We start from the raw sequence: 13,673 nt of genomic DNA on the forward strand, positions 1-13,673 counted from the left end.
GCCTAGGCCAGCGCCGCGAGCGCGTACGGGTCGGGGCTGAGGAAGGGGCGGATGTCGGCGAGACCGTGGCGAATCGCGAGCAGGCGCTCCAGGGACACCGCGACCGACGTGGCGGTCGACCCGTCGGGGACTCCGGCGGCGCGAGCGACCGCTGCGGTGAAGACACCGCCGGACACCAGCTCGACGAAGCCACGCCCACCGCACAGCGTGCACCCGTCGCAGCCCGACGGCGTACACGGCACGTCCACGCAGAACCCGGGGGAGACATAGGGCAGCGCTCGGGAGCGGAGCCGCGCACCGTGGTCGTCGCCCAACATCTCGTCGAGGAGCGCGAGCGACGTGCCGATCGCGTCGGGCAGTCCGACCTCGGGCCCGACCGCCGCGGCCTCCATCTGGTGGAACTGCGTCACGAACCGCGGACCAGGCGTGGTCCGCCGATAGCAGGGCCCTCCGACCAGGATGCGCCGACGTGCCGCACCGGGCTCGCGGCGCAGGACCCGGAGGACCGAGGAGGTCGTGTGGGTCCGCAGCAGCCGACCGTCCGCGGCGTAGTACGTGTGCGCGGGGCTCCGCGTGGGATGGTCGGCGGGAACACCGAGAAGATCGAACGTGTGGAGGGCGTCCTCGATCTCCGGCGTCTGATGTGCACGGAACCCCAGAGCCGTGAAGAACGCGTCGACCTCGTCGGCGGCGACGGTCACCGGGTGTCGAGAGGGGCCGGCGACGATGCCGGCGTCGGGAGCACGGCGCAAGCCGTCTGCGGGCCGGGTTGGCGGGTCGCTCGGCACGCAGGCGACCGTATCATTCGGCCCACGACAACGACGGGACAAACGTGCCGGCGACTCGGACGGAGTGGGACGCGGATGACGGCGGCGAACATCGAGTGGCCCGAGCTCGTCGGCGTGGAGGGGCCCGTGGCCATGGCGCACTCCTTCGACCTCGGTGACGTCGCCGACCTGTGGCCGGGAGAGCTCGACGTCGTGGCGAACGCGGTTCCGGCGCGGCGTGCCGAGTTCGCGGCGGGGCGCGCATGTGCCCGTTCGGCACTGAGGCGGATCGGTGCGGAACCCGTCTCCATCGTCCCCGTCGGCACAGGCCCGTACTGGGCGCGCCGTGCACCGCGCTGGCCGGACCAGGTCGTCGGCAGCCTGACCCACACGACCGGGTACGCCGCGGCCGTCGCCGGACGGAGGCCTGACGTCGTGTCGTTGGGGCTCGACGCGGAGCGCAACGAGCCGCTTCCGGACGGGATCCTCGAGCACGTCTCGCTGTCGGTCGAGCGGACCCGGGTGGCCGGCCTCGCGCCGGGCGCGGGTGTCGCGTGGGACAGGCTCCTCTTCAGCGCCAAGGAGGCGGTCTTCAAGGCATGGTTCTTCGTGGAGCGGAGCTGGCTCGGCTTCGAGGAGTGTCAGATCGACCTTCGGGAGGAGGGAACGTTCAGCGCATGGTTGCCCGAACGGTTCCTGACGACGCCGGCCGGGCGGCTCTGGCACCTTGACGGAAGGTGGTTCCGGGTCGAGCGCGACACGACGGACGTCCTGGTGACGCTCGTGGTCGTGCGTGGTCGAGGAGCGCCGACGCGGGCTCGCCAGGGCTAGGAGCCGGGGTCCGGCGGCCCGGCCCGGAGGTCGTCTGCCGGTCCGGCCGCAGCGTCGGTCATGTCGGCCCCGTCCCCGTGGACGATCCGGAGCGGGCCCTCGTCAGGTGTCGGCGTCTCGAAGCCGTCGATGTACGCGATCGCTCGCTCGCGCGGCACGCTGATGTCGTCCGGGCCGGAGTTCTCGCGCTGGGCCAACCTGCTCAGGAGGGTCGACCGCCGCGTGTCCAGGTAGTAGACGACCGGCACGACGCCGCAGGGAGCGAGGAGCCGTCTGAACTCGTCGCGCGAGGCCCGGGACCAGAACGAGGAGTCGACGACGACGTGCTGTCCCTGCTTCACGCCCGCGACGAGCTCCTCCCGGAGCGCTCGGTTGACGGCGGAGCGTGCGTCGTCGTCGATCGGGTGGGTCCGGTGCCCGAGGGCCCATGCCTCGCCGTCGAACGAGAGCACGACGTAGCCCTGGGCCTCGAGACCACGCGCGTAGGTCGACTTCCCCGATCCGGCCGGACCGCACATGAGGATGACCTGGTCCATGCGCCTACCCTATGCGGCGCTCCGAGACCGACGACGGAGCGCTCCGGGCGCTGTCGGTGCAGGTGCTCGGTGCGCGTACCCGTCCCGCTGTACGGGCAGGTCCTCAGTCTGCTCCTGACGTGGGTGGTCCCCGTCGCCTTCGTCACGACGGTCCCCGCACAGGTCATGTTCGGGATGGTGCCGGTCTGGATGACCGTGATCGCCGTGGGGATCACCGCGGCGGTCGTGGGCCTCGTGGTCCTCCTCTGGAACCGGGAGCTGAGGCGCTATGCAGGAGCGATGGGGTAGGTGTGTGCTGAGCCGGGACGCCGGGTGCAGCGCCGACCCGCCGCAGCGCGCGCCCCTATGCTGGCCGCGTGACCCTCACCGAGCTCGTTCCGGTCCCCGGCGGGGTGTTCCGCATGGGCTCCGACCGGCACTACCCCGAGGAGGGGCCGGCGCACGACCGGGAGGTCGGGCCGTTCCTGCTCGAGCGGCACGCGGTGACGAACGCGCAGTTCGCGGCGTTCGTCGCGGACACCGGCCACGTGACCGTCGCGGAACGCGCGCTCGACCCGGCCGACTTCCCGGGAGCCGACCCGGCGGATCTCGTGCCCGGGGGCCTCGTGTTCACCCCGACGGCGGGTCCGGTCGACCTGCGCGACTGGCGGCAGTGGTGGCGGTGGCAGCCCGGCGCGTCGTGGCGTACGCCGCAGGGCCCGGGCTCCGACGTCGACGACCGCCCGGACCACCCCGTGGTGCTCGTCGCGTTCGAGGACGCGTCGGCCTACGCGGCGTGGGCGGGCCGTCGCCTGCCGACGGAGGCCGAGTGGGAGCGCGCGGCGCGGGGCGGGCTGGACGACGCCGAGTTCGCGTGGGGCGACGAGCTCGCGCCGGGCGGGCGGCCGATGGCGAACACGTGGCAGGGCCGCTTCCCGTACCTCGACGAGGGGTGGGGCGGGACGTCGCCCGTCGGCTCCTACGAGCCGAACGCGTACGGGCTGGTGGACCTCATCGGGAACACGTGGGAGTGGACGGTCGACACGTTCACCCCCCGTCACGTCGTTCCCGGGACGCGGGGGCCGGACGCCGGTGCGCGGCCGAACCTCCTGGCCCCGACGACGTCGCCGCAGGTCATGCGCGTCACCAAGGGCGGGTCGCACCTGTGCGCGCCCGAGTACTGCCGTCGGTACCGGCCTGCTGCCAGGTCCCCGCAGTCGGACGACAGCGCGACGACCCACCTCGGGTTCCGCTGCGCCGCCGACGTCGGTGCCGGCTGACGGACGACGAAGGCCCCCGCCACCGGCGAGGGCCTTCGTCCTGCGTCGAGAGCGGACGGAGCGCTCTGAGAAGCGTGAGCGCGTCAGCCGCAGGTGTACGTGATGCCGTCCTCGACGTGCGTACCCGGGCCGAGCTCGGCGCACTTCTCGAGGACCGCGGAGGTGGTGACGCCGATGATGATGCCGACGACGATCGAGATCACCAGCACGACGGCACCGACGATGATGCCCGCGAGGGCGACGCCGTTCTTGTAGCCGGCCTTCTTCGACTTGTTGAAGGCGATGATGCTGAGGATCAGGCCCACGATCGAGAGGCAGCCGAGGAACGACAGCACGAGGCCGACGATGCCCATCGTCTTGCCGGGGTCCTGGGCCGGGGCGGAGTACCCGGGCGTGCCGCCCTGCGGTGCGTTGTACTGGGGCGCCTGCGGGGCGCCGTACTGGGGTGCCTGCGGCGGCTGCTGGGGCTGGCCGGGCTGCGGAGCGCCGTACGCGGGCGGTCCGGACGGCGTCTCGCCGGGCTGCGGGTTCTGGTCGGGCTGGTCGGGGGTCGACATGCGATCTCCTCGGCGGTGGGTTCGGGCCCGGCCAGTATGCCGGTCGAGGCCGCCTGCCGTCCCGAGCGCCCGCGGCGCGTCCCCGACACGGGTCGGCGGTTCGTCCGCCGTCCACCCGACGGGCCGACCGTCACGAGTCCCACACATCCGTGGGTCTGCGAGCCGTGGGGCATGCGCGATGATGGGGGCGTGAACTCTCGGAAGGTCCGATTCGTCCCTGTCGTCCTCCCCGTCGTCCTCAGTCTCGGTGCCGCTGCGGCGCTCGGTGGCTGCGCCGCGGAGACCGCGAAGGCGGACGGACCGTCCTCAGACGAGACCGGGCTCGTCGCCCGTGCCGCGGAGCCCAGCGACGGCGTCCTCGTGCTGGACTCGACCGATCCGGCGGAGCTCGCCCTGACGAGCAGCCAGGCGTTCTTCACGTCCGCACCCGTCGTCGTCCTCGCCGTCGCCGACGACGAGGCGGCACGGGCCACGGCCGCCGCCGCGGCGGTCGAGCTCGCCGCGCCCGTGCTCCTGGTCGGCGGCGCGATCTCCGACGGGGGGCTGCGCACGGAGCTCGCCCGGCTCGGCACAGTCGCGGTCGTCGAGGTCGGCGAGGCGGATGCGCCCCCCGGCCAGGAAGACACGGGTGAGACCCCGGAGCGCGCGACGCTGGGCGACGTCGAGGGCGTCGAGCGGGTCCTGCTCGACGTGGGGGCGCTCGGCACCGACGGTGCTCTCGATCCGCACGACCTCGACGACGTCCGTGCCGCGCTGCCCGAGCGCGGCGAGCCGGAGACGCTGACCGAGGTGCTCGCCCTCACGGAGCCGGGTGGCCTCGACGCGCCCGGCGGCCCGCAGTCCGCGGCGATCGCGACCGCCCGTGCGGCCGGGGCGGTGCCGCTCGAGGTGCCGCAGGGCGACCCGCGCTCCTCGGCGGAGGTCATTGACGCGCTCGCGGCGGCGAAGGCGCTCGCGGTCGTGGGCATCGGGGCGAGCTTCGGGTCCGCGGAGGACCTGGGGTGGCGGCTGCGCGCGGCCGAGGTCGGCGACCTGCTGCCGAGCGGCTCGCAGCTCGTGCTCGCCGACGGCGTGCGGTACGTCGCGGTCGAGGCGGACGCGGTGACCTCCGGGCTCGAGGCGGTGGGGGAGTGGGCGGTGTCCGACGCCGTCTCCCGCGCGCAGGACGCGGCGGCGGCGTACGCGGAGTCGGTGCCGGAGGAGACCGTGGTCCCGGTGCTCGAGGTCCCGGCGACCCGGGCGTCGTCGAACGCCGGCGAGGATCGGGACTACTCGACCGAGATCCCGGCCGAGGAGCTGCTGCCGCTCGTGGACGCGGCGGCCGAGGCGGGGGTCATGGTCGTGCTGCGCCTCGAGCCGGGCCGCGCGTCGTTCGACGAGCAGGTGGCCGAGTACGCGGACGTCCTCGCCCGCCCGACCGTGGGCGTGGCGCTCGACGTCGACGCGCGCCGGGTCGGTGACGGTTCGCCGACCGGCACCGTGGACGCGGCGGAGCTGGGCGCGGCGATCGGCGCGGTCGGCGAGGTCGTGCGGACGGAGGGGCTCCCGCAGAAGCTGGTCGTGCTCCAGCGCTCGGACGAGGACGCGATCCGGGGGGCGTCCGACCTCGACCTGGGGTCGGGGGAGGCGGCGGTGGTCCTGCAGTCCACCTCGGGCGACAGCTACGGTGCGCGGGTGCGGGACTGGGGGCTGCTCCTCGACGGGCTGCCGCAGGGCGTGGCGGGCGGTTGGACGACAGGTTCGTCGGACCCGGCCCGTGACGTCGAGGGCGTGCTCTCGCTCGACCCGAGCCCGCGGTACGTCGCGCCCTCGCGCTAGTCCGGAGGCGCTTGGCCGCGCCCCGAGCGGCGGGTTAGGGTGTGTCGCTCGCAAAAGCCGAATCGATTCGATCCCAGCCAGACGACGAGGTACCCGATGGTCTCGGTCATCCCCCAGCCCCTGCACGTCGAGCCCGGGACGCGCCACGTCCCCGTCGCCACGCTGGAGGTCCACGCGCTCGGTCTCGAGCGGACCGCCCCGTGGCTCGGTGACCTGGCCGCCTCGCTCCTGAGCGGTCTCGACGGCGTCGCCGCGACGCACGACGACCCGGCGTCCGGCGCCTCGGCGGGTGCCGCGTCGGGCTCCGCGACCCCGACCGCGCTCGTGCTCCGGATCGACGAGCCCGCCGGCCCGGAGGGTTCCACGAGCCCGGAGCGGTACAGCCTCGTCGTGGACGAGGCCGGGGTCACCGCGACCGCCGCCGAGCCCGCCGGGCTGCTCCACGCGGTGCAGACGCTGCGGCAGCTCGTCGAGGCGCCCGGCTCGGGCGAGCCCGCGCGGGTGCCCCACGTCGTCGTGCACGACGCGCCCCGCTACCCCTGGCGCGGCCTGTCCCTGGACCTCGCGCGGACGTTCTTCGGTCTCGACGCGCTGCGCGCCGTGATCGACGTCGCGGCGGCGTACAAGCTCAACGTGCTCCACCTGCACCTCACGGACGACCAGGGCTGGCGCATCGAGTCGCCCTCCCGGCCCGAGCTCGCCAAGCTCTCCTCGGGGAGCGACACGTCCGGCGGTCAGGGCGGGCACCTGTCGCTCGCGGACTTCCGCGCGTTGCAGGACTACGCGGCGGGGCGCTTCGTGCGGGTCGTGCCGGAGATCGACGTCCCCGGCCACATCAACGCGGCGACGCACGTGTACGGCGACCTCATGCCCGACGGCGTCGCGACCGACGCCTACTCCGGCATCGAGGTCGGCTTCTCGCGCCTCACGTTCGACCTGCCCGCCACCGAGCCGTTCCTGCGCGACGTCTTCACGGACCTGGCGCACGCGACGGACGGCGAGCACGTGCACCTCGGCGGCGACGAGGTGCTGAAGATGGAGCCCGCGGAGTACGCGCAGTTCGTCGAGCTGTGCGAGCGCCTGGTGCTCGAGGCCGGCAAGAAGCCGGTCGCGTGGCAGGAGGCCGCGAAGGCGCCGCTGCGCCCGGGCACGATGGTGCAGTACTGGGACACGCACCCCATGGACCTCACGTACCTGGTCGACGCCGCGAAGGCAGGGGCGCGCGTCATCCTGTCGCCGGCGAACCGCGTCTACCTCGACATGCGCTACACGGCCGAGTTCGACCCCGCCCTGGGGCAGGACTGGGCGGGCCTCGTCGAGGTGCGCGACTCCTACGACTGGGAGCCCGAGGAGGTCGTGCCCGGCCTGCCGGTCGAGACGATCGAGGGCGTCGAGGCAGCGGTGTGGACCGAGCGCATCCCGACGCTCGACGCGCTGTTCACCATGCTCCTGCCGCGCCTGAGCGCCGTCGCGGAGGTCGGCTGGACCGCCCCGGACCGCAAGGACTGGGACGGCTTCCGGCGTCGGGTGGCCCGCGAGGCGCACGTCTGGCGCCGCGCGGGGATCGCCTTCCACGAGTCCGCGCAGGTCGACTGGTGACGCGTCAGATCCAGGTCGGCAGCCACATGTGCAGGCGCCAGAACCAGTACGGCACCTGCCACGCGGTCCAGATCGGGTAGAAGAACACGCTGACGGCGCCGATCGTCGTGAGCAGGACCGTGAGCCCCACCTTGACGCGGGCCCGCGCGACCGGCCTGTGCTCGGTGCGTTCGAGCGCGAGCGTCATCGCGTAGACGAGCGTGAGGACGACCCACGGCGTGAACACGATCGAGTAGAACGTGAAGATGGTCCGCTCGGCGTAGAGGAACCACGGCGCCCACCCGGCGACGATGCCGCTGAGCACGGCGAGCGCCCGCCAGTCCTTGAGCCGGACGAGCGCCCAGAGCGCGACGAGGATCGCGAGCGCCGCCGTCCACCACAGCACGGGGTTGCCGAGCGACGTGATCGCGCGGGCGCAGCGCTCCACCTCGCACCCCGCCTCGCCGGGGTCGTAGGAGCGCCAGTAGAACGACGTCGGCCGCCACTGGAGGATCCACCCGAGCGGGTGGGCCTCGTACGTGTGCTCGGACGTGAGCCCGTTGTGGAAGTCCCACATCTTGAGGTGGTACTCCCACAGCGACCGCAGTGCGGGCGGGAGCCACTGGACCCCTTCGCCCGGGTGGTCGAGGGCCCACTGGCGCATGTACGCGCCTGGGGTGCGGAACCACGACGTCCAGGCGCCGAGGTAGGCGAGCGCGGCCGTCGGGAGCATGACGAGCGCGGCGGGGATCGCGTCGCGCAGGAGCGCGTCCTCCCACCAGCGCCCGACGCCCGCGGTGCGCCGCGCCGTCGCGTCCCACAGCACCGACACGACGGCGAAGACCGCGAGGAAGTACAGCCCCGACCACTTGACCCCGCACGCGAGGCCCAGCGCGACGGCCGCCGCGAAGCGCCACCACCGCCACCCGAGCCCGGGCCCGTAGCGCCCTATCCGCCCGTCCGCGTCGAGGATCGCCGCGCAGCGGTCCGCGAGGCGCCGGCGGGCCTGCTCGCGGTCGAGCAGCAGGCACCCGAACGCGACGAGCACCCAGATCATGAGCATGTTGTCGAGCAGGCCCGTGCGGGAGTGCACGATCGCCTCGCCGTCCACGGCCATGAGCGCGCCCGCGACGATCCCCATCGCGGTGGAGGCGAACAGACGCCGGGCGATCCGCGCCACGAGCACGACGGCGACCACCCCGACGACCGCGGACGCGATGCGCCACGACCACGGGTTCTCCGCCCCGCCGAAGAACCTCATCCCGAGCGCGATCATCCACTTGCCGAGCGGGGGGTGGACCACGTAGTCGGCGGTCGGGAGGAACGAGCTCACGTCCCCGGCCTCGAACGCCGGGTTCGGCTCCTCGGGCCAGTCGGCCTCGTACCCGACCTGGAGCAGCGTCCACGCCTGCTTGACGTAGTACGTCTCGTCGAACACGAGCGTGCCCGGACGGCCGAGGTTCCACAGCCGCAGCACCGCGGCGACCGCCGCGACGATCGCGACCCCGAGCCACCCCCACAGCCGGTCGTGCGCGGTCGCCCCGAGCGCCAGACGGCGAGGCCCGAGCAGGGCGAGCAGGAGGCGCTCGCGGTGGGTCAGGTCGGGCGCGTCGTCGGCGGCCTGCTCGAGGCGCACCGGCGATCCGTCGGCGTCTGCAGCGACACCGTCGGGCTCGACGCCGGACGCCTGGCCCGACGCGTCGGCGGGCTCGTCGGGGACGTCGGTCGCGTGCCGGGGTCCGGGGTGCGCGTCGGCGGGCGGCTGGGACACGCTGGCCATCGTAGGGGCACAGGGGTGTGGAACCCTGGGAACCATGTCTTCCTCGCCCGACGCGCCCGACGCGCCCGACGCGCCCGACGCGCCCGACGCGCCCGACGCGCCCGACGTGCCCGACGTGCCCGACGCCGACCGGCCCACGACCCCGCGGGAGGCCGGGCACCTGGTGCTCGGCGGCACCCCGATCGGCAACGCGGAGGACGCGAGCCCGCGGCTGCGGCGGCTGCTCGCCGAGGCGGACGTCGTCGCGGCGGAGGACACGCGCCGCCTGCACGCGCTCGCGGCCCGCCTGGGCGTGCAGGTCGGCGGACGTGTCCTCAGCTTCCACGAGCACAACGAGTCGGACCGCGCGGACGACCTGCTCGACGTCGTCGACGGCGGCGGGACGGTGCTCGTCGTGTCCGACGCGGGCATGCCGAGCGTGTCCGACCCCGGTTTCCGCGTCGTCGCGCGCGCGGTCGAGCGCGGGGTCCCGGTCACGACGGCGCCCGGGCCGAGCGCCGTCCTCACCGCCCTCGCGCTCTCGGGGCTCCCGACGGACCGCTTCTGCTTCGAGGGCTTCCTGCCGCGCAAGGCGGGCGACCGGTCGCGTGCGCTCGCCGCGCTCGCCGACGAGCCGCGCACGCTCGTGTTCTTCGAGGCGCCGCACCGCGTGGCGGAGACGCTCGCCGCGATGGCCGAGGCGTTCGGCGCGGACCGGCCGGCCGCCGTCGCGCGCGAGCTCACCAAGACGTACGAGGAGGTGCTGCGCGGTCCTCTCGCCGAGCTCGCGGAGCGCGCGGCTGAGGAGCAGCTCCGCGGGGAGATCTGCGTCGTGGTCGGTGGCGCGCCGCCGCGCGGGCCGGTCCCGCTCGTCGACCTCGTGCCGGGCGTGCTGGCACGCGTCGACGGCGGCGAGCGGCTCAAGGAGGTCGTCGCGGACGTCGCCCAGGACGCGGGGGTCGCGAAGCGCGACCTCTATGCGGCGGCGCTGGAGGCGCGTCGCCGCTGAGCCCGCGCGGGACGGGCCGTCAGCGCCCGACGGCGCTGCTCGGCTCCAGCGCGACGCCCGCCGCGGCGAGCTCCTCGCGCGCCGCGGCGCCGAGCTCGGGCGTGACCGGCACGGTGAGGTCGGTGAGGACCCGGGTGGCGAGGCCGAGCGCGTGGGCGTCGAGCGCCGTCGCGCGCACGCAGTGCGACTCGGCGATGCCGACGACGTCGACCGCCTCGATCCCGGCGTCGCTCAGGACGTCCGCGAGCGGCCGGCCCCCGACGTCGACACCCTCGAACCCGGAGTACGCGGCCTGGTACTCGCCCTTCTTCACCCCGGCGTCGGGCGCGAGGTCGGCCAGCGCGGGGTGCAGCTCGGCGTTCGGGGTGCCCGCGATCCCGTGCGGGGGCCACGTGTCGACGAAGTCCGGCTCCGGGCTCCAGTGCTCGCCCGGGTCGACGTGCCAGTCCTGGGTCGTGACGACGAGGTCGTAGGCGTCGCGGTGGTCGCGCGCATGGTCGGCGATCCGCTGCGCGACGGCGTTCCCGCCCTCGACCCCCAGCTCCCCGCCCTCGCAGAACGTGGGCTGGACGTCGACGACGATCAGCGCGCGGCGCACCGCGGGAGTGTTCTCGCTCATGCGCCCACTCTGCCACCCGCCCCGGGGGCGCGGGGGAGCGCGCTCGCGGGAACGCCGGGAACGTCGGGGACACCGGGCGCGTCCCGCGCGCGGGTGCGAGAGTGGGAGCAGCCGTACCCGAGCACCCGGGAGGACCCGATGAGCGACGACCTGACGCCCGCCGCGACCCCTCCGGCCGGCGCGCCGGAACGCCCGATCGGCTACTGGCTCAAGCTCGTGGACCGACTCATCGACGAGAGCTTCGACGGCGTGTTCCAGCACTCGGGGCTCACGCGCCGGCACTGGCAGGTGCTCAACACCATCCGGGACGGCGTGAGCGAGGAGACGAGCGTCGACGGCGTCCTCTCGCCGTTCACGGGGGCGGCGCCCGGGCCCGGGCACGGGGCGAGCGCCGTGACGGCGGAGATCGACGACCTCGTCCGCCGCGGCTGGGTCGTGCGCGACGGCTCGGGCAGCCTGTCCGTGACCGTCGCGGGCAACCACGCCTACCACGACCTGCTCGACGCGGTGTCGGTCTCGCGCGAGCGGGTCGCGGACGGCATCAGCCGCGCGGAGTACGCCCAGACGGTCGCGACGCTCGAGCGCATGGCGCGCAACCTCGGCTGGACGGGCTGACCGCCGCCCGCGGCGAGCACGTCGCGAGACGCGGCCACGCGGCGTCGGGCAGCAGGCGTACCCTGCGAGACCCGCGACCCGCGCGCACCCCGCGCCCGGGAGCGCCGCACAGAGCTGGAGCACTGCGATGGAGTTCCGCCGGATCCCCGGTCTGCCGCCCTACGTCTTCACCATCATCGACGGGCTCAAGATCGAGGCACGCCGAGCGGGGCGCGACGTCGTCGACCTCGGGTTCGGCAACCCCGACCTGCCCAGCCCGCAGGTCGCGGTCGACAAGCTCGCCGAGGCCGCGCAGAACTCGCGCAACCACCGCTACTCCGCGTCGCGCGGCATCCCCAAGCTCCGCGAGGCCGTCGCCGGCCTGTACCAGCGCCGGTTCGGCGTGAGCCTCGACCCGGACACCGAGATCATCTCGACCATCGGCGCCAAGGAGGGCTTCAGCCACCTCATGTGGGTGCTGCTGCAGCCGGGCGACGTCGCGCTCGTCCCCACCCCGAGCTACCCCATCCACATCTGGGGCCCTTACTTCGCGGGCGCCGACGCGCGCCAGGTCCCCATCGGCGACGGGACCGACGCCGCGGGGTACATCGACCGCATCATCGAGGCGTGGGAGCTGGGCTGGCCCAAGCCGCGCGTCGTCGTGCTGTCGTTCCCGCACAACCCGACGACGACGGTCGCGACCAAGGAGGACCTCCAGCGGCTCGTCGACTGGGCGCGGGACAAGGACGTCGTGCTCGTGCACGACCTCGCGTACGCGGACATGACGTTCGACGGGTTCGAGCCTCCGTCGATCATGGAGTGCGAGGGCGCGCGCGAGGTCGCGGTCGAGCTGTACTCCATGACGAAGTCGTTCTCCATGGCGGGCTGGCGCGTCGCGTTCCTCGTGGGCCGCCGCGACGTCGTCGGGGCGCTCGCCAAGCTCAAGAGCTACCTCGACTACGGCACGTTCCAGCCGATCCAGATCGCCGCGACCGTGACGCTCAACGAGGCGACCGAGTTCCCGCAGGAGATCTCGTCCGTCTACGAGTCACGCCGTGACGCCCTGTACGACGGCCTCCAGCGCATCGGCTGGGAGATCCACAAGCCCGGCGGCACGATGTTCGCGTGGGCCCGCATCCCCGAGCCCTACCGCGACATGGGCTCGATCGAGTTCGCGACGCACCTCGTCGAGGAGTGCGACGTCGCCGTGTCCCCGGGCGTCGGGTTCGGTCCCGGCGGTGACGAGTTCGTGCGGTTCGCGCTCATCGAGAACGAGCACCGCATCGGTCAGGCGATCCGCGGTCTCAAGCGCGGCCTCACCCGGCTGGCGTAGGCGTCGTCCCCGTCCACACGTCGTCCCCGCGCAGCACGGCGTCGGCACCGCCGTCGTCGTAGATCGTCTGCCCGGTGACGTGGGTGTTCGCGGGGTCGGTGAGCCACAGCAGCAGGCTCGCGACCGACTCGGGCGACTGGTGCCCGTGCAGGGGCATCGGGACGGCGGCGTCGACCATGGCGGCGGACTCCGGGGTCGCGAGCAGCTCGGACGTCATGGGCGTGAGCACCGTCCCCGGGGCGACGGCGTTGAGCGGGATCCCTCGACCCGCCCACGCCGGGGTGACGCACTCGCGCCGTACCCACCGCGAGAGCGCCCGCTTGGACGACGGGTAGCTGAGGTAGCCGACCGCAGGCCCCTGGTCCGCGAGCGTCGCGGCGACGCGCAACGCCGTGCCCTCGTCGTCCGCGAGGCACGCGGCGACGAGCTCGTCGGACACCGGCTGGAGGGTCGCCATGGACGAGACGACGGCGACGCGGGGCGCGTCCGACCGGTCGAGCGCCGGGAGCAGCGCCGTGAGGAGCCGCGTGACGCCGAAGAAGTTCACGGCGACGGTCTTCGGCACCGGGGCGGAGATGCCCGCGCACGCGATGGCCGCGTCGACGCGCCCGTCGGTGAGCGTCGTGACGCGGTCGACGGCGCGTGCCCGGCCGTCGGGGGTGCTCAGGTCGGCCTCGACCTCGGCGTCGCGCAGGTCGACACCCACCACGCGGTCTCCTCGGTCGCGCAGCAGCGCCGCGGTGGACGCACCGACTCCCGACGCCGAACCCGTGACCACGTACGTCCGCGACATGCGTACCGACCTCCTCGCCGGCCCCTCCGGCCCTCGGAGGAGCTTCCGGTACCAGCGTGCCTCGCCGCGGGCGGGCGCGTGGTCGCCGAAGGACCGGGGCGGCGTGCCAGAGGTCCTGAGGGGCCAGGGCCAGGCCGGCGCCGCCGTCGGTGGCGTCCGACCGTGCCGCCCCAGGTACCTGTCGACCTGGCGCCCCGCCGCGGCGAGCGCGGCCCGTGCG

14 protein-coding genes are annotated in these 13,673 nt (G+C 74.1%); 8 read left to right on the forward strand and 6 right to left on the reverse strand.

What is annotated here, in order from left to right; all coding sequences use genetic code 11:
* Positions 1 to 2 precede the first annotated feature (2 nt).
* Positions 3 to 701 (reverse strand): tRNA ligase subunit PheS family protein, encoded by a 699-nt coding sequence (locus tag AC6CH9_RS15010; protein ID WP_498155603.1) that lies wholly within the window; start codon positions 699 to 701, stop codon positions 3 to 5.
* A 162-nt stretch (positions 702 to 863) separates the two neighbouring features.
* Between AC6CH9_RS15010 and AC6CH9_RS15015 the strand changes: the two genes are divergently transcribed.
* On the forward strand, positions 864 to 1,598 hold the full coding sequence (locus AC6CH9_RS15015) for a 4'-phosphopantetheinyl transferase family protein (RefSeq protein ID WP_498155604.1): 735 nt from the start codon (positions 864 to 866) through the stop codon (positions 1,596 to 1,598).
* On the opposite strand, the gene AC6CH9_RS15020 is transcribed toward AC6CH9_RS15015, so the two are convergent.
* A complete protein-coding gene (locus tag AC6CH9_RS15020) occupies positions 1,595 to 2,134 on the reverse strand; it encodes an ATP-binding protein (RefSeq protein WP_498155605.1) in 540 nt (179 codons plus the stop codon). The two genes, AC6CH9_RS15015 and AC6CH9_RS15020, sit on opposite strands and share 4 nt — an antisense overlap.
* Positions 2,135 to 2,203: 69 nt before the next feature.
* On the opposite strand from AC6CH9_RS15020, the gene AC6CH9_RS15025 reads away from it, so the two are divergent.
* A complete protein-coding gene (locus AC6CH9_RS15025; protein WP_498155606.1) occupies positions 2,204 to 2,422 on the forward strand; it encodes an ABC-2 family transporter protein in 219 nt (72 codons plus the stop codon).
* Between the two features lie 113 nt (positions 2,423 to 2,535).
* Positions 2,536 to 3,393, forward strand: a complete 858-nt coding sequence (locus AC6CH9_RS15030) for a formylglycine-generating enzyme family protein (protein ID WP_498155711.1) — start codon at positions 2,536 to 2,538, stop codon at positions 3,391 to 3,393.
* Between the two features lie 83 nt (positions 3,394 to 3,476).
* On the opposite strand, the gene AC6CH9_RS15035 is transcribed toward AC6CH9_RS15030, so the two are convergent.
* Entirely contained in the window at positions 3,477 to 3,950 is a 474-nt protein-coding gene (locus AC6CH9_RS15035) for a DUF4190 domain-containing protein (RefSeq protein ID WP_498155607.1), read from the reverse strand.
* A gap of 189 nt (positions 3,951 to 4,139) precedes the next feature.
* Between AC6CH9_RS15035 and AC6CH9_RS15040 the strand changes: the two genes are divergently transcribed.
* Complete coding sequence (locus AC6CH9_RS15040; protein WP_498155608.1) at positions 4,140 to 5,768, forward strand: hypothetical protein; 1,629 nt, start codon at positions 4,140 to 4,142, stop codon at positions 5,766 to 5,768.
* Positions 5,769 to 5,864: 96 nt separating this feature from the next.
* Positions 5,865 to 7,367: a beta-N-acetylhexosaminidase gene (locus AC6CH9_RS15045; RefSeq protein ID WP_498155609.1), complete on the forward strand. Its 1,503-nt coding sequence runs from the start codon at positions 5,865 to 5,867 to the stop codon at positions 7,365 to 7,367.
* A 4-nt stretch (positions 7,368 to 7,371) separates the two neighbouring features.
* Here AC6CH9_RS15045 and AC6CH9_RS15050 read toward each other — a convergent pair whose 3' ends face one another.
* The gene (locus tag AC6CH9_RS15050) at positions 7,372 to 9,126 is read right to left on the reverse strand and encodes a dolichyl-phosphate-mannose--protein mannosyltransferase (protein ID WP_498155610.1); all 1,755 of its coding nucleotides are present in this window, start codon (positions 9,124 to 9,126) and stop codon (positions 7,372 to 7,374) included.
* A gap of 34 nt (positions 9,127 to 9,160) precedes the next feature.
* Between AC6CH9_RS15050 and rsmI the strand changes: the two genes are divergently transcribed.
* Positions 9,161 to 10,114, forward strand: coding sequence for a 16S rRNA (cytidine(1402)-2'-O)-methyltransferase (rsmI, locus tag AC6CH9_RS15055; RefSeq protein WP_498155611.1), 954 nt, complete (start codon positions 9,161 to 9,163; stop codon positions 10,112 to 10,114).
* Between the two features lie 19 nt (positions 10,115 to 10,133).
* Here rsmI and AC6CH9_RS15060 read toward each other — a convergent pair whose 3' ends face one another.
* Positions 10,134 to 10,733 (reverse strand): isochorismatase family protein, encoded by a 600-nt coding sequence (locus tag AC6CH9_RS15060; protein ID WP_498155612.1) that lies wholly within the window; start codon positions 10,731 to 10,733, stop codon positions 10,134 to 10,136.
* Positions 10,734 to 10,871: 138 nt separating this feature from the next.
* Here AC6CH9_RS15060 and AC6CH9_RS15065 point away from each other — a divergent pair, with 138 nt between their 5' ends.
* Both AC6CH9_RS15065 and AC6CH9_RS15070 read left to right on the forward strand, forming a co-directional pair.
* The gene (locus AC6CH9_RS15065; protein ID WP_498155613.1) at positions 10,872 to 11,348 is read left to right on the forward strand and encodes a MarR family winged helix-turn-helix transcriptional regulator; all 477 of its coding nucleotides are present in this window, start codon (positions 10,872 to 10,874) and stop codon (positions 11,346 to 11,348) included.
* Positions 11,349 to 11,475: 127 nt separating this feature from the next.
* Positions 11,476 to 12,660, forward strand: a complete 1,185-nt coding sequence (locus tag AC6CH9_RS15070) for an aminotransferase class I/II-fold pyridoxal phosphate-dependent enzyme (RefSeq protein WP_498155614.1) — start codon at positions 11,476 to 11,478, stop codon at positions 12,658 to 12,660.
* Here AC6CH9_RS15070 and AC6CH9_RS15075 read toward each other — a convergent pair.
* A complete protein-coding gene (locus AC6CH9_RS15075; protein ID WP_498155615.1) occupies positions 12,644 to 13,453 on the reverse strand; it encodes an SDR family oxidoreductase in 810 nt (269 codons plus the stop codon). The two genes, AC6CH9_RS15070 and AC6CH9_RS15075, sit on opposite strands and share 17 nt — an antisense overlap.
* Between the last annotated feature and the right edge of the window lie 220 nt (positions 13,454 to 13,673).

The sequence above is a fragment of the Cellulosimicrobium sp. GQ32 genome (assembly GCF_059758455.1).